The organism is Bacillus sp. UNC437CL72CviS29 (assembly GCF_000482345.1).
GTDB lineage: Bacteria > Bacillota > Bacilli > Bacillales > Bacillaceae_G > Bacillus_A > Bacillus_A arachidis.
Genome location: NZ_AXVB01000012.1, coordinates 123,856 through 141,221 on the forward strand (window position 1 = coordinate 123,856; position 17,366 = coordinate 141,221).

At 33.8% G+C, this 17,366-nt stretch carries 16 protein-coding genes and 1 other annotated feature (1 of these 17 running past the window's edge); of the genes, 5 read left to right on the forward strand and 11 right to left on the reverse strand.

What is annotated here, in order from left to right; genetic code table 11:
• Window positions 1–63 (reverse strand) — a binding site (T-box leader); it reaches 160 nt to the left of the window's first position.
• Window positions 64–292: 229 nt separating this feature from the next.
• The gene (locus M014_RS0112530) at window positions 293–1,927 is read left to right on the forward strand and encodes a putative polysaccharide biosynthesis protein (RefSeq protein WP_026592045.1); all 1,635 of its coding nucleotides are present in this window, start codon (window positions 293–295) and stop codon (window positions 1,925–1,927) included.
• 45 nt (window positions 1,928–1,972) lie between these two features.
• Here M014_RS0112530 and M014_RS0112535 read toward each other — a convergent pair whose 3' ends face one another.
• The 6 genes from M014_RS0112535 to M014_RS0112565 form a co-directional block, all read right to left on the reverse strand.
• The gene (locus M014_RS0112535; protein WP_026592046.1) at window positions 1,973–2,797 is read right to left on the reverse strand and encodes a DUF4037 domain-containing protein; all 825 of its coding nucleotides are present in this window, start codon (window positions 2,795–2,797) and stop codon (window positions 1,973–1,975) included.
• Between the two features lie 124 nt (window positions 2,798–2,921).
• A complete protein-coding gene (gene cysK / locus M014_RS0112540; protein WP_026592047.1) occupies window positions 2,922–3,839 on the reverse strand; it encodes a cysteine synthase A in 918 nt (305 codons plus the stop codon).
• Between the two features lie 15 nt (window positions 3,840–3,854).
• Window positions 3,855–5,063, reverse strand: coding sequence for an MFS transporter (locus M014_RS0112545; protein ID WP_026592048.1), 1,209 nt, complete (start codon window positions 5,061–5,063; stop codon window positions 3,855–3,857).
• Window positions 5,064–5,465: 402 nt separating this feature from the next.
• Window positions 5,466–7,028, reverse strand: a complete 1,563-nt coding sequence (locus M014_RS0112550; RefSeq protein WP_026592049.1) for a Vga family ABC-F type ribosomal protection protein — start codon at window positions 7,026–7,028, stop codon at window positions 5,466–5,468.
• A 328-nt stretch (window positions 7,029–7,356) separates the two neighbouring features.
• Window positions 7,357–8,616 (reverse strand): GTPase HflX, encoded by a 1,260-nt coding sequence (hflX, locus tag M014_RS0112560; protein WP_026592051.1) that lies wholly within the window; start codon window positions 8,614–8,616, stop codon window positions 7,357–7,359.
• A 522-nt stretch (window positions 8,617–9,138) separates the two neighbouring features.
• Window positions 9,139–9,939, reverse strand: a complete 801-nt coding sequence (locus M014_RS0112565; RefSeq protein ID WP_026592052.1) for a polyphosphate kinase 2 family protein — start codon at window positions 9,937–9,939, stop codon at window positions 9,139–9,141.
• Window positions 9,940–10,053: 114 nt separating this feature from the next.
• On the opposite strand from M014_RS0112565, the gene M014_RS0112570 reads away from it, so the two are divergent.
• Together M014_RS0112570 and M014_RS0112575 are read left to right on the forward strand one after the other, a co-directional pair.
• Window positions 10,054–10,875 (forward strand): YwqG family protein, encoded by an 822-nt coding sequence (locus tag M014_RS0112570; protein ID WP_026592053.1) that lies wholly within the window; start codon window positions 10,054–10,056, stop codon window positions 10,873–10,875.
• 467 nt (window positions 10,876–11,342) lie between these two features.
• Window positions 11,343–11,885: a hypothetical protein gene (locus M014_RS0112575; RefSeq protein ID WP_026592054.1), complete on the forward strand. Its 543-nt coding sequence runs from the start codon at window positions 11,343–11,345 to the stop codon at window positions 11,883–11,885.
• A 126-nt stretch (window positions 11,886–12,011) separates the two neighbouring features.
• On the opposite strand, the gene M014_RS0112580 is transcribed toward M014_RS0112575, so the two are convergent.
• Both M014_RS0112580 and M014_RS0112585 read right to left on the reverse strand, forming a co-directional pair.
• On the reverse strand, window positions 12,012–12,467 hold the full coding sequence (locus M014_RS0112580) for a GNAT family N-acetyltransferase (protein ID WP_000597922.1): 456 nt from the start codon (window positions 12,465–12,467) through the stop codon (window positions 12,012–12,014).
• Between the two features lie 306 nt (window positions 12,468–12,773).
• Window positions 12,774–13,181, reverse strand: coding sequence for a helix-turn-helix transcriptional regulator (locus tag M014_RS0112585; RefSeq protein ID WP_026592055.1), 408 nt, complete (start codon window positions 13,179–13,181; stop codon window positions 12,774–12,776).
• A gap of 89 nt (window positions 13,182–13,270) precedes the next feature.
• Here M014_RS0112585 and M014_RS0112590 point away from each other — a divergent pair, with 89 nt between their 5' ends.
• Window positions 13,271–13,717, forward strand: coding sequence for a hypothetical protein (locus tag M014_RS0112590; protein ID WP_026592056.1), 447 nt, complete (start codon window positions 13,271–13,273; stop codon window positions 13,715–13,717).
• Window positions 13,718–13,983: 266 nt separating this feature from the next.
• On the opposite strand, the gene M014_RS0112595 is transcribed toward M014_RS0112590, so the two are convergent.
• The 3 genes from M014_RS0112595 to M014_RS0112605 all read right to left on the reverse strand — a co-directional run bounded on the left by M014_RS0112595 (window position 13,984) and on the right by M014_RS0112605 (window position 15,231).
• On the reverse strand, window positions 13,984–14,493 hold the full coding sequence (locus tag M014_RS0112595) for a GrpB family protein (RefSeq protein ID WP_026592057.1): 510 nt from the start codon (window positions 14,491–14,493) through the stop codon (window positions 13,984–13,986).
• 235 nt (window positions 14,494–14,728) lie between these two features.
• Window positions 14,729–15,028, reverse strand: coding sequence for a hypothetical protein (locus M014_RS0112600; RefSeq protein WP_026592058.1), 300 nt, complete (start codon window positions 15,026–15,028; stop codon window positions 14,729–14,731).
• The gene (locus M014_RS0112605; RefSeq protein WP_026592059.1) at window positions 15,028–15,231 is read right to left on the reverse strand and encodes a helix-turn-helix transcriptional regulator; all 204 of its coding nucleotides are present in this window, start codon (window positions 15,229–15,231) and stop codon (window positions 15,028–15,030) included. The genes M014_RS0112600 and M014_RS0112605 overlap by 1 nt, the downstream gene beginning before the upstream one ends.
• Window positions 15,232–15,984: 753 nt before the next feature.
• Between M014_RS0112605 and M014_RS0112610 the strand changes: the two genes are divergently transcribed.
• Window positions 15,985–17,196 (forward strand): IS110 family transposase, encoded by a 1,212-nt coding sequence (locus M014_RS0112610; RefSeq protein WP_026591128.1) that lies wholly within the window; start codon window positions 15,985–15,987, stop codon window positions 17,194–17,196.
• Window positions 17,197–17,366 lie beyond the last annotated feature (170 nt).

A 17,366-nucleotide genomic window follows, 5' to 3' on the forward strand; every position in this document is an offset into this window, starting at 1 on the left:
CACCAACCATCAGCTCTCTGATATAGGGAGATTTCCATTACTTTACCCTTTCATTGCTCAAATATTATTTTCCGAATTGATTACTACCATTTTTATCATACATTAAAAATAGTGTCAACTAATTTTTTGAATATTTATGTATCAGATTCCTATTTTTTCATAATAAAAATTCAAAATATGACTTTTCGATGAATACTATTGTAACACTTATGGTTTATCCTTTATTAAATATACCGACAGGTTTATAGTAGTATAAGATGATTGTAACGCAGCATGAGTAGGAGGAGAAACTTTGTCTACTTCAAAAGTTTTAAAAGGAACTGCTTTACTAAGTGGTGCCACAATGATTTCGCGTATTTTAGGCTTTATATACTTCTTCCCCTTTCAACTATTAGTTGGTGAACAAGGGGTTGCCCTATACGCATATGCATATTCTTGGTATGGTATCTTACTTAGTTTTTCAACGGCTGGCATTCCGATTGCCGTATCGAAATTTGTGGCTAAATATAATGCATTAGGTGACTATAACACAAGTAAAAAACTGTATAACTCCAGTATAAAACTGATGATACTCATGGGGTTCGCCGGATTTTTAATCTTATTTATCGGAGCTCCTTACGTATCTCAGTTTATTATTCGTTCCAAAACACCAGATCCGGAGTTTATCGCTGATGTAACACTTACAATGCGAGCATTAAGCTTTGCGCTCATTCTTGTTCCAGCAATGAGTGTCACACGTGGATATTTCCAAGGATTTCAACATATGAAACCAAGTGCTGTTTCTCAAGTTGTAGAACAAATTGCACGTGTCGTTTTCATTTTAGTAGGTAGTTTTATCGTTTCAAAATTACTAGGCGGTTCTGTAGCTTCTTCTGTTGCAGTCGCTACATTTGGAGCGGTTATCGGAGCAATTGCTAGTATTTCGATTTTAATTATGTATTGGAAAAAATATAATCACTTAAAACCACCTGCGGGCGAATTAAAAACACGAGCTTCAAACATTTCGTTAAGAAGCATTTATATGGAGCTACTTCGTTATGCAATCCCAATTGTTTTTGTAGGGATTGCTATACCGCTTTATACATTAGTGGATCAATATACTGTAGCCGATGCATTAAGGGCAATCGGAACACCGCTTGAAACAGCAAATGCGATATTTGCTTATATAACGAACTATGCTCAAAAATTAATTATGATTCCCGCTTCACTTGCAACTGGATTTTCCCTTACGATTATTCCAGCAATTACAAAATCATTTACAAGTGGAAAACTTGATGAACTACAAGAACAGATCACAAAAATTTTCCAATTGTTATTATTCTTTACAATCCCTGCTGCCTTTGGACTCGCCAGCATTGCATACGATTCATTCCGCATGGTATATATGAGCCCTGATACAGCTTTAGGCGGATCACAATATTTAATCTCTTATGCACCATCAGCCGTATTAAGTGCCATTTTCACAGTTTCAGCAGCTATTTTACAAGGAATTGATTATCAGAGAAAAACAATGATTGCTTTCTCCATTGGTATTCTTGTAAAAATCATCGCGAACACACCACTTATATACTTATTAGGTGGACATGGAGCAGTACTTGGAACGATTCTTGGATATCTCGTTTCTGATATCATGATGCTATATTACATTGTCAAATTTGCAAAGTTTGATATTGCAGAAACAGCTAAAACAGTATTCCTTATTACAATTTATTCAGCAGCAATGTCTGCTGTTGTAATGGGATTAAAGGCGATTGTCGGATGGCTAATCCCTGGACAACCTTATATCGAATCATTACTCATCGTTATCATCTGCGGCGCAGTTGGAGGATTGGTTTATCTTACTTTCGTATTAAAAAGTGGTCTGGCTTCACACATTCTCGGTGATCGTATTCAGCGTTTACCTGTGCTAGGAAAATTAATAAAATAAAAAAGAAGAGATGTAACTTCACTTATCGTTACATCTCTTCTTTTTCTACTTTACATACTGAATAAGTTTTTGTTGTTCATCAATATTTAGTTCTGGAGTATATGTATGAACCAAATGTAACACTTCCTGAATTAGCAATTCTAATTCTTTCACACTATATTCGGGATTTCCTAATAACGTATCCGTTAAACGCTCATACAAATTTTCAGGTCTCACTTTCATGCGTTCAATATTATAAGACATCCACTTAAAAGCTGGATGATGCACATACAGTTTATTTAAGCCAAATAAAACACCAAATAAATCTCTTTGCACTTCACAAATGATATCATAAAGCATAAGCCAATCTTTTCGTGCCAAAAGTGCCTCGCGATTATGCCAGCGATTACTTAACCAAAGATTTTCCATAATCATTCGTTTCGCTAGTTCCTCTGGATATTCTGCAACTCTATCCTTTAGCTGATTTACTTTCATTTCTCCGTATAAACTCACACCATCATGAATCGATGATACGATGCATTGTTTCTCATAATCTGTCTCATATTTATCTACTACATCAGAAATAAACTTTTCAACTGTCGTTGTTAAAAAGTTGCTAATTTCTAGCTTAATCCCTTCTGTCGTCAAATATGTTTCTGACCATTCTTCCTCTTCATAAGGATGATATGACAAAATAGTTCCACCAATGCTTTTAATAGGTTTTTGACGATCTTCATCCGCTGGCGATGCAGACCATAAAATATGTAATTCAATATCTGAATGTTCATCCTGTAACTTCCTTGCTACAGATCCTGCCAAAATAATTGCCTCTATTTTCAGATTTTGCTTATAAATTGCTGTCATTTCTATTGCTTTATCTATTAACTGCATTCTATTTCCTCCCTAAAACTACTTCCTTCTCCTTTGCTTATATTCATTCATTTCTATATTAAACCTTAATTTACCTTTTATAATAAAAAAAGAGTATACACCATGCATACTCTCTGAATATATCTTATTCAAATAATCCCATACTTAAATACCGCTCACCCGTATCAGGTGCAATACATAATACTTTCTTACCCGCACCTAATCGTTTCGCTATCATGATTGCAGCATACACGGAAGCTCCTGAAGATGGACCTACTAATAGGCCTTCTTGTCTTGCTAAATTTCGCATTGTACTTAACGCTTCTTCATCTGCAATTTGAATAATTTCATCATACACTTCTGTATTTAAATTTTTAGGAATAAACCCTGGGCTTGTTCCTACTAACTTATGAGGCCCGGGCACACCCCCGGATAAAACGGGAGATCCTTTTGGTTCAACTACTGCAATATATATATTTGGTAGTTTCTCTTTCAAAGTTTCTCCTGTTCCTGTAATCGTTCCACCTGTTCCCGCAGTTGCTACAAAAGCATCTAACTCTCCATCCATTTGCTCATAAATTTCAAGAGCTGTTGTATAACGATGGATATTGGGATTTGCTGGGTTTTCAAATTGCTGTGGAATAAAACTATTTGGTATTTCTTTTTGTAATTCTATCGCTTTTGCAATTGCTCCTGGCATTCTTTGCTCTGCTGGCGTCAAAACAACTTCAGCTCCATATGCTTTAAGTAAATTAATCCGTTCTTTTGACATATTATCTGGCATAATTAAAATGGCTTTATATCCTTTCGCAGCTGCGTTCATTGCTAAACCAATTCCTGTATTCCCACTAGTTGGTTCAATGATCGTATCACCTGGCTTAATGTGACCTTGTTCTTCCGCCATATGAATTAAATTGTACGCAGCGCGGTCTTTCACACTACGAGACGGATTAAACATTTCTAATTTCACATATACATCAGCTGCATCTTCTGGAACAAATCGTGATAATCGTACGACTGGTGTATCTCCAATTAATTCTGTAACATTATGACATAGTTTCATAGCGCATCCCCTATTCTATCGTGATTTTCGATCACTTGGCAATAACCATGACGTAAGACCAATTAACGGTAAACAACTACATAATACCATAATAAATTGCAGACTATACACGTCTGCTAACTTCCCGAGAACAACAGCCCCTAACGCTCCAAGGCCAAACGCAAGACCTACAATTAAACCTGACACCATTCCAACTTTTCCCGGGACAAGTTCTTGTGCATATACAACGATAACACTAAAGCTACTAGAACTAATAAAACCAATACATAAAAATAACGGTACAACCCATGCGAGAGAAACATATGGTAATAAAAGTGCGAGCGGTGCAGAACCTAGCATTGAAAATACGATAATATTTTTCTTACCAAATCGATCGGCCAAAGGCCCACCAAAGAATGTACCAAGCACCCCAGCAATCATAAATGCAAATACAAAGTACTGCGCATTTTTAATAGACAAACCGTAATGCTCTATTAAATAGAATTGATAGAAATTCCCGATGCCAGCTCCATACCAAGAACGAACAAAGGTTAAGAAAACAAGAAGAATGATTACAAATTTAATATGCGTACTTACAATTGCATTCTCAGCATCAAGTGCAGCTCGTTTCTTTCTTCGCACCGCACCATTTACTAACTCATTTTTGTACCATTTTGAAACAAAAATTAATAGCACAATACCTACTGCTGCAAAAGCTGTGAATCCCAGTGATCCAATTTGCCCAAACGGAACAAAAATTAACGCTGTAAAAATGGGTGCAAGAGAATTCCCTGTATTTCCTCCTACTTGATAAATCGATTGCGCCAAACCACGCTTTGTACCTGCTGCCATATAAGCAACCCGTGCTCCCTCTGGATGAAAGACCGCTGATCCTAACCCAATAAATAAAACAGAAATAATAACGATAATAAAGTTTGGCGCGAACGCAAGTCCAATCATCCCAAGCATACTTGAAAACATACCAAGTGGCAGGAGAAATGGCGACGGCTTCTTATCTGAATACATCCCAAATACAGGTTGCATAATCGATGACGTCATATTTAATGCAAATGCAATCCACCCTACTTGCATATAAGATAGATTCATCGACTTTTCCAGAATAGGAAATAGCGCTGGTACAACAGCCTGCATCGAGTCATTTAAAAAATGGCCGAAACTAATCGCAAATAAAATACGATAAATCGTCGGTGAATCCACTGTATTTTCCTTTGACACTGCCTGCATAGTTCACTCTCTCCTTCCCTAAAAACAGAAAATACAACCTATAAACCGTACACTTACTGTACTAATTTCTGATTTTTGAAACATTTCCTATTGTATAATGGTTTTATCTCTTTTTCCAGTAACACAACTTCGATTTTATATAAATTATTTACTCTATTATATTTATATAAGAATTACCAGTTTTAATTATAGCGATTTTTTCTTCTTTTATACTTAGACAGAAATGAAGGCAAAGCATGAAAACTATGAAGAAAAGACAAAAGAAATTGTTGCACCCTCACTCACATTATTAGTATTTTTATCTGCATAGTGGCAAAAACAAGAAACAACATCTAGCTCAGAAAAAAAAGTACATCACTCCATTAGTCGTAATGTACTTTTTATTTTCTAAATAAAATTTAATTATAATTCTCTTTTTTCTTTTAAAAGTTTTTGAAATTCTATTTCTAAATCTTCAGATGGTTCAATACTTAAGCGACTTAGTACTTCCGATATTTTTGTTTCAAGTAAAAGAAGCTGATCTTCTTTCGTATCTCGCGTCTTTTCCACTTGATTGAGTTTATATTGCTGATACGTTCCATCAAATAACTTAATCTCTTGATCATGAATTGCTAAAATTCGTGTAGCAATATTTTCAATAAACCGGCGATCATGTGAGACAAAGATTACACTTCCTTCGTACTCTTTTAGAAGAGACTCTAACGCTTCAACAGCTTCCATATCGAGAAAGTTCGTCGGTTCATCTAACACTAAAGTATTAATATCACTTAAAAATAACTTCGTCAGCGCTACTTTCACTCGTTCACCGCCACTTAAAACCCTTACAGGCTTATAAACATCATCTCTGAAAAAATGCATTCTCGCAAGAACCGTTCGGATCAGTGTTTCATCCTGCTTGGAAGAAGACTGGACATTTTCGATAATTGATTTTTCCGTATCTAATATGTTTAAATTTTGACTAAAATAACCAATTTTCATAGCTGGTGAAAGTCTAATGCCATACTCTTGATTCATAATTATTTTTACAAGTGTCGTTTTCCCACTTCCATTTGAGCCGATAATCGCTAATTTATCCCCACCTCGAATATGAAAACTCGTTTTGCTCCAAAGTACACGCTCACCAACTTTCCCTGTTACATCTTTTACTCGAAGAATAATCCGATTTTTAAACGTTTCCGCATTCGGCAGGTTCATCTTAAGCGGTGGAATTTCTTTTATTTTTTCTACCTTTTCAAGCTTTTCTAACCTCGTTTCAATGGCCGATGCTGTTTTTTGTAGCTTCTTTTGCTTTTTGGCAAAGTATGGCTTTGCTCCTGTAATTCTCGCTTCGGATTTACTTACTTTTTTTGGCGTTTTTGTTGCTCTTTCAGCTTTTTTCTCTTTTAGTTTCATTGCTTCTTCTAGCTGCTTTTTCTTTTTTTCATATGTTTCATAAGCTAATTGTTCTTGATGAAGCTCTATTTCTTTTTGTTTTACATAATCACTATAGTTGCCTGTATACTCTTTTATCTTTCCTTCATTCAATTCCCATATAGTTGTACAAAGAGCATCTAAAAACGCACGGTCATGTGAAATAACAACAAATGCACCTTGCCACTTTTTCAATTTCTTCTCCAACCATTCGATATGTTCTGTATCTAAATTTGTTGTCGGCTCATCTGCTAGTAAAAGTTCTGGGTCTTTCACAAAAACCTTTTGAATATATTCTTGCGTCACTTCACCACCACTTTTCGTTGTATCCGTCCGTTTAAGTTGCGGTAAAAGTTCACATTTAGTACGTTGAATAACATTTCCTTCTTCTGGAGAAATTTCCCCAGCTAACATTTGAAATAACGTTGTTTTCCCGCTTCCATTTCTACCTACTAACCCAATTCGAGCATTTTGCTGAATTTGTAGTTGATCTATATCTAATAATAAACGATCCTTTACATAATACTTTATACAATTAGCTTCTAATAAAAACATAGTAACATCTCCTTTTATCAAATGTAGGAGACAAAAAATGCCCCCTATATCCATTCAGAATAGGAGGCATCAATCATTTATAGGTGCATACCAAAAGAGACTATCCCTTTTAGATCCAACTATAGAAGTCCCATCCTATTCTGAAAAACGCAAATTGAAGGCATCACAAATAACAGCGTTATCGTATGCTAAAAAACCTTCAATTGTTTGCTTTCGTAAATAGGATTAGTACTTCATGTAATTGGGTCACCCTTCCGTTCTTTTCATTTCATTCATGCTATTTTTAGTATAACTAAAAATTCCAAATAAAATCAATGTCTTTTTCATTTTAAATGACAAAATGTTTATATTTTTCAAAATCACTTGTCTTACATTCAAGTGAAATTTTCGTACCTTCATTTTCATAACTCGTAGATATAACATGTGCATAATCATTGAAATAAGAGACCATTTTCCCTTGATCATACGGAATTAACATCTCACACTTTATATACTCTTTGTATATGTGCGAACGAATCATTTCTACAAGTTCCTCAATCCCAATTTGTTGTTTTGCAGATAGATACACTCGATCCTCCTGAGTTTTCGGGATTTCAACATCCATCATATCTGATTTGTTATACGCATAGATCGTTGGAATATTTTCAACACCAATTTGTTTTAAAGTTTGGTTTGTAATCTCAATCAATTGTTCATAATTTGGATTTGCATAATCCACTACATGAATCAATAAATCTGCCTCCGCTACTTCTTCTAATGTAGAACGGAATGCTTTCACAAGGTGGTGCGGTAATTTACTTACAAACCCAACTGTATCTGTTAATAAAAATGATTTATTATCTGGAAGTTCAATATTTCGCACTGACGTTTCCAGCGTCGCAAATAACATATCCTTTTCAAATACTTGTTTCTCGGTAGAACCGTTAAAGATCTCCAGCATCGTATTCATTATCGTTGACTTACCCGCATTTGTATATCCTACTAAGGAAACAACAGGAATTTCATTTTTCTTACGTTGTTTGCGCTGCGTTTGGCGCTGTGCGACAAGCGCTTCTAACTCTTTATTTAACGCTGCAATCTGTTCCTCAATTTTACGACGGTCTAATTCTAATTTCTTCTCACCGACACCTTTGTTTTTCGTACCAACGCCGCCGCTCTGTCTTCCTAAAGATTCACGAAGACCGATTAAACGTGGCATCATATATTGCAGGTGTGCTACTTCAACTTGCAACTGTGCTTCTTTTGTCTTCGCACGCTGCGCAAAAATATCTAAAATTAAAATTGTACGATCAATGACTTTACAATCTAAATCAGCTTCTAAATTTCGAATTTGCGAAGGTGATAGTTCATCATTAAAGATCACCATGTTCGCATCTGCTTCCTTCACAAAAGTAGAAACTTCTTCAATTTTCCCTTTTCCAATATAATGTGATGGATTCACGCGGTGCAAATTTTGTGTAACTCGCCCTACAACTTCCACATCACACGCTTCCGTAAGATTTGTTAACTCCTCCATCGAATATTCAAAATCACTTTCATTATTTAAATTTACTCCAACTAATATCGCTTTTTGCACTAGTTCTTCCATACATTAATTCCTCCATTTCGATTACGTAAAATAAAAAGCACAGGTCACTGCCTGTGCTTTTTGCAAACGGATGAGAGTACACCAAATAAACAAAAGAAAGCATTGCTTTCAAATTGCTACATGGTCAATAAGTCCCAAATGATATACGTATTCAAGGAAGCATACACATATATCACATCATTCTATTTATAAAGGCAAAACAAAAAGAGGGCGTATTCGTCCCTCCCTCTTTTCACATATCTGTTCAATAAAGGGTTCCTTTAAAATAGGCAGACCAATCCCGTTCACTCTGTACACAGACAGAGCCTTTGAGCGCTATTCAATTATTGGCACAAAGTATTGAGACGTAATCTGATTAAAATCAAAGGAGACCCCTCCGTTCATTAAAAGTTACATAAATCTTAGCATAATTATGTAGTTTTCACAAGAATAAACTTCACTTATGGGCATAAACAAAATCATCAATTTCCGATTATATTCTTCATTTTTTGCGTACACTTCTTATGGTGAAGAGGACATAATTTAATTTTGTACTTGTTCGCTTTCCTCTTGCATTTCCTTTTTCATTTCATGATAGTATGATGGTAATTCGATCCCATGCTCTATAAAATAATTTTCAATTAATGAAATGATCACTTTCAATGTTTTCACACGTGCATATAATTTATCGTTACTAGCGATAATATTCCAGCTTGCATTCGGTTTATCTGTTTTCTCAAACATTTCTTCCATTGCCCGGACATATTCATCCCACTTTTCACGATTGCGCCAATCTTCATCTGTAATTTTCCATCTCTTCAGAGGATTTTTCTCACGATCCTTAAATCGTGCCAGTTGTTCATCTTTACTAATATGATAGAAGAATTTTGCTACTATGTAATGATCATCCGTTAATAATTTTTCAAAATCATTGATTTCATCGTATGCTCTCGTCCATTCTTCTTTTGTAGCAAAACCCTCTACACGCTCAACCAATACACGACCGTACCAAGAGCGATCAAAAATAGTAATTTGACCATACTGGGGAATTTTCCGCCAAAAGCGTTGCAAATAGTGGTAACGTTGTTCATGAGGAGCAGGCGCACCAATTGGATTTACTTGGAATCCACGCGGATCAAGATGCTCAGTAATTCGTTTAATCGCTCCCCCTTTTCCGGCTGCATCCCAACCTTCCATGGCCATGATAACAGCTATTTTTTCTTTTTGTAAAATTTGCTGTAGCGCTAATAAGCGCCTTTGATACTTCTCAAGTTTCTTATTATACTTTGATTTTGATTCCATTTTTTTCGTTAAATCTACTTGGGCAAGACGATCTTTTGTCATAAAATATTCCTCCTTTTTCCATGCTAATGATATTTTAACATAATTTTCACTATTTTCTTACTTATTCAGAAAACATTACCAAATTGTTGTACAATAAGAATGAGGTGATACATAATGAAACAAACTCTACAAAATGCGCTCAAAAAGTATAATGCCATTCATCTAGAAAAGCATATTTTAAATTCTCTTGACCGAGCAATTCAAATTCATCTACGTAAAGGATCTGATGAGCAAATAGCAATCGGAACGTCAAAATTAGGAGGTTTTCCAGATTTACCTGATGAATTAAAGATTCCAACATATAACGACATACCGCTACACTTTATTGGGCAACTGAATTTAGAAGAAGTACAATCCTATCACAGAGGAAACCCACTACCTACAAAAGGCATGTTGTATTTCTTTTATGACGCAGAAGAACAACCGTGGGGATTTGATCCAAGGGATACCGGAAGACACCGCGTTATGTACACGGAAAATATAGAAAAGCTAAAACGACGAGAACTTCAAACAGAAGTGTTCCCTCCTTCAATCATTTCATTTCAAGAAACGTGGACATTAGCAAAAGAAAAAGTCGGTGAAACAGGTTTATCACATGATGATGAATGGGATCTTTATAAAGAAATAGAAGAATTGTATATCGATGGATTGCATCATTTACTCGGCTCCGCACAAGCTATACAATCAGAAGAAATGGCTGAAGAGTGTCATCTTGTTACAAACGGAATCTCTTTAGGAAATGGATACCCTTCAGAGAAAGAAATAAAGCGTTTATCCGGTAGTCCTCAAGATTGGATGTTACTGTTACAACTTGATACGAACGATGAGTCTGAAATGGATTGGGGAGACACTGGTCTATTGTATTTCTGGATCAAAAAAGAGGATTTATTGCAAAGAAACTTTGAAAATACATGGTTGATTTTGCAATGTTGTTAAATCCGAAAGTATCCGGCTCGGTGTAGTGCTTATAGTAAATTAACTATGCATTCGCAGCATAATCCCCCCTCCGTCTCTAAACATTACTGTCATTGGTATAAAGTAAAACTTTAATCAGTGGGGTTTTTCTTCATCTCCCACCTAACTTCTTAGCCTTCGCTAAATTTTGAGATGGGAGTTTTACTGTCCTAAAATATCGGGATAAAACGAAAGACAGTAGAAAAAACAGCCAACTTTTTCTACAAAGTTGGCCTAATCATTATAATTGAAATTACGCTATACGAAGAAACATGATAACTGTTTGTGAAATCCTTTGACTCTTAGTTTTTGCATTACATTATTAACATGATTACGGACTACTCTCTTTTCACATAATCAGTGTTATCGGAAGTGAAAAATGATATTGAGATTAAAGGGTATGATAAACAATACAGTATATTGCAAGTATTTTTAAGGAGAACCCATTAGTGAGTAAAAGACATATAATATTGATATCAATACTTTTTGCTTTAATTATCAGTGTTATTAATACTCCTGCTAAAGCTCAAGAACAGCATTCTGTTGAAAAGTTTTGGTATAAGATTGGTTATAAATCTGTCGGAGAAGCAATAACTGAATGCGAAAAATTATTTCAACGAGGCATTACATTACCGACAAGGCTACCATCAGTAGAATTTACTCATCAATTTGGACATTGTAATAACAATGAATATAGTGTAAATGACAGTTTTGAAATTGAGTATATAAATGAGCATACGGGTACGAAACATTATATGATAAGAATCCGCCCTTTAGAGTATACAATTCCAATTAAACAAGAACTGACTAAGGGTGTATATACACTGAAGGATAAATCGAAAGCAATATTATTTCATATAAGGGAAAGTTCAAGTCTTGATACTCTTACATTTGAAAGGAATGGTTGGCAATATATGCTAATCATTGATAGTAGAGGATTAGATAAAGCTTCATCAAAAGTCTTAGTCCAAATTGCAAATACTATTGAGTGATGAATAAAACAAAGAGGTCTATTGAGACCTCTTTGTTTGTTTAATTAACGTAAGTCCCGATATCAGAAGTAAAAGCAAACCCTTCCCTATATGTGACTCTGAATTTTTCTTTTTTATATTGATTTCTTAGTCATTTATATATCTTATAACTGCCATTTCTTTACCAAACCTGTCACCATTATCAACAAAACCTAAACTCGAATACAAATAATGAGCTCCTTTATTTTCAGGATGATAACCTACTACTATTTTTTTTGCATTTGGTAATTTAGTCATTTCTTCAATCATTAAATTAGTTGCTGCTTTCCCTATACCATTACCTTGGAATTTCTTATCAATCATTATTCTATATACCCAATACCCATCAAGTTCTTCCATTTCAGAATTAAACATTAAAAATCCTACCACTTTTTCTTCACAATAAATTGCATAAGGTTTTAAAGTTGGTTCGAATTTTGATTGAGCTATTGAAATAGCATTTGGTTCAATATATTCTGCTTGTCCATCGGATAACTCTAATTCACAACATTCATACCAGTTTTCTGCATTTAATTCTACAAGTTTCACAGCGGTTTTAATCATAAATTTTCCCCTTTCGAATTTAGAGAATACCTCTACCACTTATAGTTAATTAGGTGTTATTCCCTTAAAATCATTACCGATAAAAGACCTTCTGTTTGTCATAAAGAAAGCCTCTCTCACCGTTAACCATCTTTAAATTTATAATTTTTGGACTATTTTTATCATATCATGTTTTTCTATCAAGTTATTCTTATAATTAAATTTTCTTTATTTTGGGCTAGGTAATGTTTTTTTTAAGTGAATACACTATACATACCCAGTTTACATAAGCTCTAATTATCGGGATTCAATGTATTTAGAAGACTATTAAAAGTCCTCCAGATTCTTTAACTGGGGGACTTTTGTGTTCAAATAATTCTTGTTATCGGAAGTTACCTGAGGAATCATATTGAACAGTTTATTTAAAATTACTTCATATGAAGAAGAAAAAGGAGTGGAGCCAACATATTGCATGGCATCTATTGCAAAAAATAAAGCTATTATTTCATCCTCACTAAACCAAATAGGAGGGATCATTTTATTTTTCATTGTACTAAACCCTCCATTTCTACCTCTTTCTGAATAGACTGGAAAGTAAATTTCACTTAGCTCCTGTATGTCTCGGAGGATTGTTCTCTCTGAGACTCCTTCGGATTTAGCAAGTTCCTTTGCAGTAATGGAATTATTATTGTTTAATGCCAGCATGATTCTAATGATACGTTTAGTCTTAGACATTTAATCACCTTTTTCAATAAATATGACAAAATCTGTCTTATTTATAGTATAAGCTAATTTTAAACTAAGTGAAGGAGGCTGATGCAAAAATGAATACCATCGAATATATTACTGAAACGAAAGAAGTTTTATTTTCACGTAAAAACTTAAAAAATGAAGAGCTATCTGCGAGATTAATAACTGATTACATTGTAAGTAATGGTGTAGTTTACGAGAATATAGGTTCTTGGGTTGATGATGTAGTGAGAATTAAACTTAAAAAGTTGGAGGAAGAAACAACTTACCTAACTCAATCAAAGAAATATAACTTTAGATGTGTTGAATACCGAAAATATGAAGATGACCCATCGCAAAGAGAGGTGCTTCATGTTCTTGAGAAAGAAAGTACTTCTGACTTACTACCTCATCTTTTAATTTTTAATCCTTCTCTACAGGGCAGGCCATTAAAAAGATGTGCATCAGAAATAGATGAAGATCGGGAAATATTTGTTGTATATTATTTAGATGATTGTGAATGTGCATGTCGAATAAAATAAATATTTGTTTCCAAATTTGACACCTCTCATTAAAAAGTTGTTATTTTTATGATAAACAGAATTTAGAGAAAAATAAATCTATTATGTATAGAGATAATAAAGTCGTTTAATTATATTCTTAAAAATAAAGTAACCATTTATCTGTACGCTGATAGATGGTTACTAAAAATGTTTAAAAGGTTAGCTTTTCTTTCGCTTTACGATTTTTTAAGAATATTAAAGTTGTTTAATTTCGGAAGGCGAATAGTTACACATAGCCTCCTTTTTTAATTATTTATTTTAGCCAATATAGATTTAACAAAGTTTGTTTTATCATCTGCATATTTATGTTTATCATTGGGATTAGCCTGTGAAAGTTGAATCTTTAACTGTTCATACTCAATCCGAGAAGTTTTATTATTTTTTAAGTAATCTCTAAAACACAATTGTTTAATTAAATATTTATTACCCTTTTCATACATATGAATTTGATGTGTTCTCGGCTCTCCCTTATTAAAATAATATCTTTCAGGTAATACATCTTTTCTATACCTATAATTTAACTGTTCTAACTTAGCAATACATTTCACACCATTTTCAAAATTCTTTAATTCAATCGCAATATCAATAATAGGTTTTGCACTCAAGTGTGGAATAGAAGTACTTCCAATATGGTGTATTGCCAAAATGTATTCTCCAATTTGTTTTTCAATCAATTGTTTCTCTTTTGAAAATTCGATTTCCCATTCCTCAGTCCAAGGAACTAAAAAAACTTCGCTATGGGGTAACCCTAACATTTGATTAACTCCTCCTGCATACAGCCCTTTTTTACGAACATAATATCGAAATATTCTTTCTTTTCATTATATAGCATACAAATAAAAAGATGGTGTGAAATTCCAATTCATACCATCTTTTTAAATAACTATTTTAATTTTTAAAGGACTTTATTATTTTTTTAACAACTTTAATATTTGTGTACAGTTTGCTCGATAGCGATGGGACGTAATTCCTATATCTAGTAAACCGTTTTTATACTTTCCGAACCATAGCCAAATAAATGGATGATGCTATACTTTGAATAAAAAACACAAGCATTACATAATAAATAAAATATTCCTTATCTATTAACTTAAATATTGCTATTAATGCTACTCCAATTAATATACCAACCGTTAGAACAGTATAAGATAGTGACTTAATTTTAAAGATGAACATTTGTCCTCTCTCATCTTGTGACTCCATCCGACGTTCAAACGTAATTTTGTAAATTTCTGCAATGAACACTAATACTACCAACACACAAATTACAATCGTAGCAATATTAACCATCATTCATCCTCCTCATATTTAAATACATCAGTTATTTCTTTCTCAAGCGAATTAGCAATTTTGAAAGCTAAAATCAAAGAAGGGTTATATTTATTTTTTTCTAAAGCTACTATAGTTTGTCGACTGACACCAACTGCATCTGCTAATTGTTGTTGCGTCCATCTTTTTTCAGCTCTTCCTACCGCTATATTATTTTCGAGCATGTCATTCCTCTCTTCTATTACACAGTTATCTCAACTCGATAGTAATATATTTTTTACAAAAAGTAAAGAATATATTACTATAAACTGAATAACACATTATATGTTTAACTGAAAAAACGTGAAAATTATAAGATGTTACATTTATTTGGGATAAAAACTATGAATTCTTTGCACTAAAGATTATTTTGGCTAGAAACCTTGTTGCAGTTTTAGTAATTTGTTTTTGTTGTATCTTGAAGTGTCCCAAAAACAAAAAGTTTGTACATTTTCATCTGGAGATGTCAATTTTTTCGTTTTGGGGGTATTTGTAATTCTTAGCTTGATAGCAATGTGGTGCTACCCCACATCCATCAACTTAAGGTATATTTTTATACAAAATGCGGTCTTTCCATATAGTTTTTTATTATCTTTTATAGATTTTATAAAAGTAGGCATATCAAATAAACCCTGACGGGTTTTAATTTTTTTACTATGCTACCTGATGAGTAGAAGTGGTATACTCATAAATAACACCCAAAACATACTAAGATTAGTAGTGTAAACCAATGCATTGGTTTACACTACTATTTTTTTATAGTAGAAGTGAAGAGTAGGTCGCTTTGATATTGGGATTTTAAATCCGTACCCAAAACAGACCTTCTTCACTTACCTTATTTGAATCAGTTTAGTATGTGGATCCTTGAGATCGTGTATAAGAAATGGGAATCGATAAGAGTAAGATGAGGACTTCAATTCTACATAAGGAGGAAAAATATGCAACATGTAATTGCGTTTGATGTTAGTATGGGAAAAAGTTATATGGTTATTTATAATGCTCAAAAACAATGTATTTTTGAAAGTGAAATCAATCATTCTAAGCCTGATTTTGAAGAACTACGAAAACGAATAGATCAACTTATGAATGAAAATAAGAAATCACCTCACATTGTGTTCGAAGCAACTGGTGTCTATTCGAGACAACTAGAGCGTTTTATGCAAGATAACAAGTTTGAATACTTTCTGTTGAACCCTTTAGAAGCGAAATTACAATGTGACTCCTTACGGATTCATAAAACCGATAGAAGCGACGCGCATCAATTAGCTCTCACACATTTCACGGCTTCCCGGAGGGAAAAGACAGGCACAGATAACTTATTTTATCAATTAAAATCACTCTCAAGGTTCTATAATGAACTGGATGACGAATTATCTTTGATTCGTAGCCGAATGCATAAAGTCATTCAATTGACATTTCCGGAATTGGAACAGATTTTCATAACTAAGTCAGATTTATTTCTAAACTTTGTTCAATTATTCCCTCACCCAGACTTTGTTCAAAATCTTTCTAAAACGGTCATGAAGAATCAGATTCGTAAGAATACCAATAAAAACATCTCAATCCGTATAGCAGAAAAGAAGGCTATGGAAGTACTTGAAGCTGCCAGGTATTCTTATCCAGCCGTACGTCAGGATGACGTTTTATGTGAACAACTCAAATCGTACGCGAAACGCTATCAGGAGCTCCTTCATCAAAAAGAACAGTGTATCACGAAGATGGTACGATTAGCTGAAAGTCGCACAGAATATCCAATTATTCTTAGTTTTCCGGGAATAGGTCCCAATACGGCTATACGCTTGTTAGCTGAAATCGGTGATATTACTCGCTTCAAGAATAACAAACAACTTAATGCATTTGCAGGTATTGATATACGCCGTTTTCAATCAGGAAAAACTTTTTTCAAAGATAAGATCAATAAACGTGGAAATAAGCATCTGCGTAAGCTTCTTTTTCTCATTATCCAGAACATGATAAAACTACGTCGTTACGGACAGAACCACATTGTTGAGTATTATGATAAATTAAAAACGCAACCTTATAACAAATGTCATAAAGTTGCGTCAATCGCATGTGTAAATAAGTTATTGAAGCTTCTCTTCTACCTTATTACACATAATATACACTATGATTATCGGTTAACCGCCTGAAATCATAGTCTCATTCATCATACTATATTTATTCCCCCTAGTAAAAAAATGAATACATATTAGGGGTATTTAGTTTGCATTAAATTTAATATATGCGATATTCAATTGATTAAAAATCTAAAAATAATGATTGACTAATCGTAAGAAATATCAAAGACTGTCTTTTTCTC

Coding starts and splice junctions, on each gene's coding strand:
- M014_RS0112550 (WP_026592049.1), bottom strand. CDS start 7,028: ATGTTTTTATTAGAAGCTAATTGTATAAAGTATTATGTAAAGGATCGT.
- M014_RS0112610 (WP_026591128.1), top strand. CDS start 15,985: ATGCAACATGTAATTGCGTTTGATGTTAGTATGGGAAAAAGTTATATG.
- hflX (WP_026592051.1), bottom strand. CDS start 8,616: ATGGAAGAACTAGTGCAAAAAGCGATATTAGTTGGAGTAAATTTAAAT.
- M014_RS0112585 (WP_026592055.1), bottom strand. CDS start 13,181: ATGTCTAAGACTAAACGTATCATTAGAATCATGCTGGCATTAAACAAT.
- M014_RS0112600 (WP_026592058.1), bottom strand. CDS start 15,028: ATGGTTAATATTGCTACGATTGTAATTTGTGTGTTGGTAGTATTAGTG.
- M014_RS0112605 (WP_026592059.1), bottom strand. CDS start 15,231: ATGCTCGAAAATAATATAGCGGTAGGAAGAGCTGAAAAAAGATGGACG.
- M014_RS0112590 (WP_026592056.1), top strand. CDS start 13,271: ATGAATACCATCGAATATATTACTGAAACGAAAGAAGTTTTATTTTCA.
- M014_RS0112565 (WP_026592052.1), bottom strand. CDS start 9,939: ATGACAAAAGATCGTCTTGCCCAAGTAGATTTAACGAAAAAAATGGAA.
- M014_RS0112580 (WP_000597922.1), bottom strand. CDS start 12,467: ATGATTAAAACCGCTGTGAAACTTGTAGAATTAAATGCAGAAAACTGG.
- M014_RS0112595 (WP_026592057.1), bottom strand. CDS start 14,493: ATGTTAGGGTTACCCCATAGCGAAGTTTTTTTAGTTCCTTGGACTGAG.
- M014_RS0112570 (WP_026592053.1), top strand. CDS start 10,054: ATGAAACAAACTCTACAAAATGCGCTCAAAAAGTATAATGCCATTCAT.
- M014_RS0112545 (WP_026592048.1), bottom strand. CDS start 5,063: ATGCAGGCAGTGTCAAAGGAAAATACAGTGGATTCACCGACGATTTAT.
- cysK (WP_026592047.1), bottom strand. CDS start 3,839: ATGAAACTATGTCATAATGTTACAGAATTAATTGGAGATACACCAGTC.
- M014_RS0112535 (WP_026592046.1), bottom strand. CDS start 2,797: ATGCAGTTAATAGATAAAGCAATAGAAATGACAGCAATTTATAAGCAA.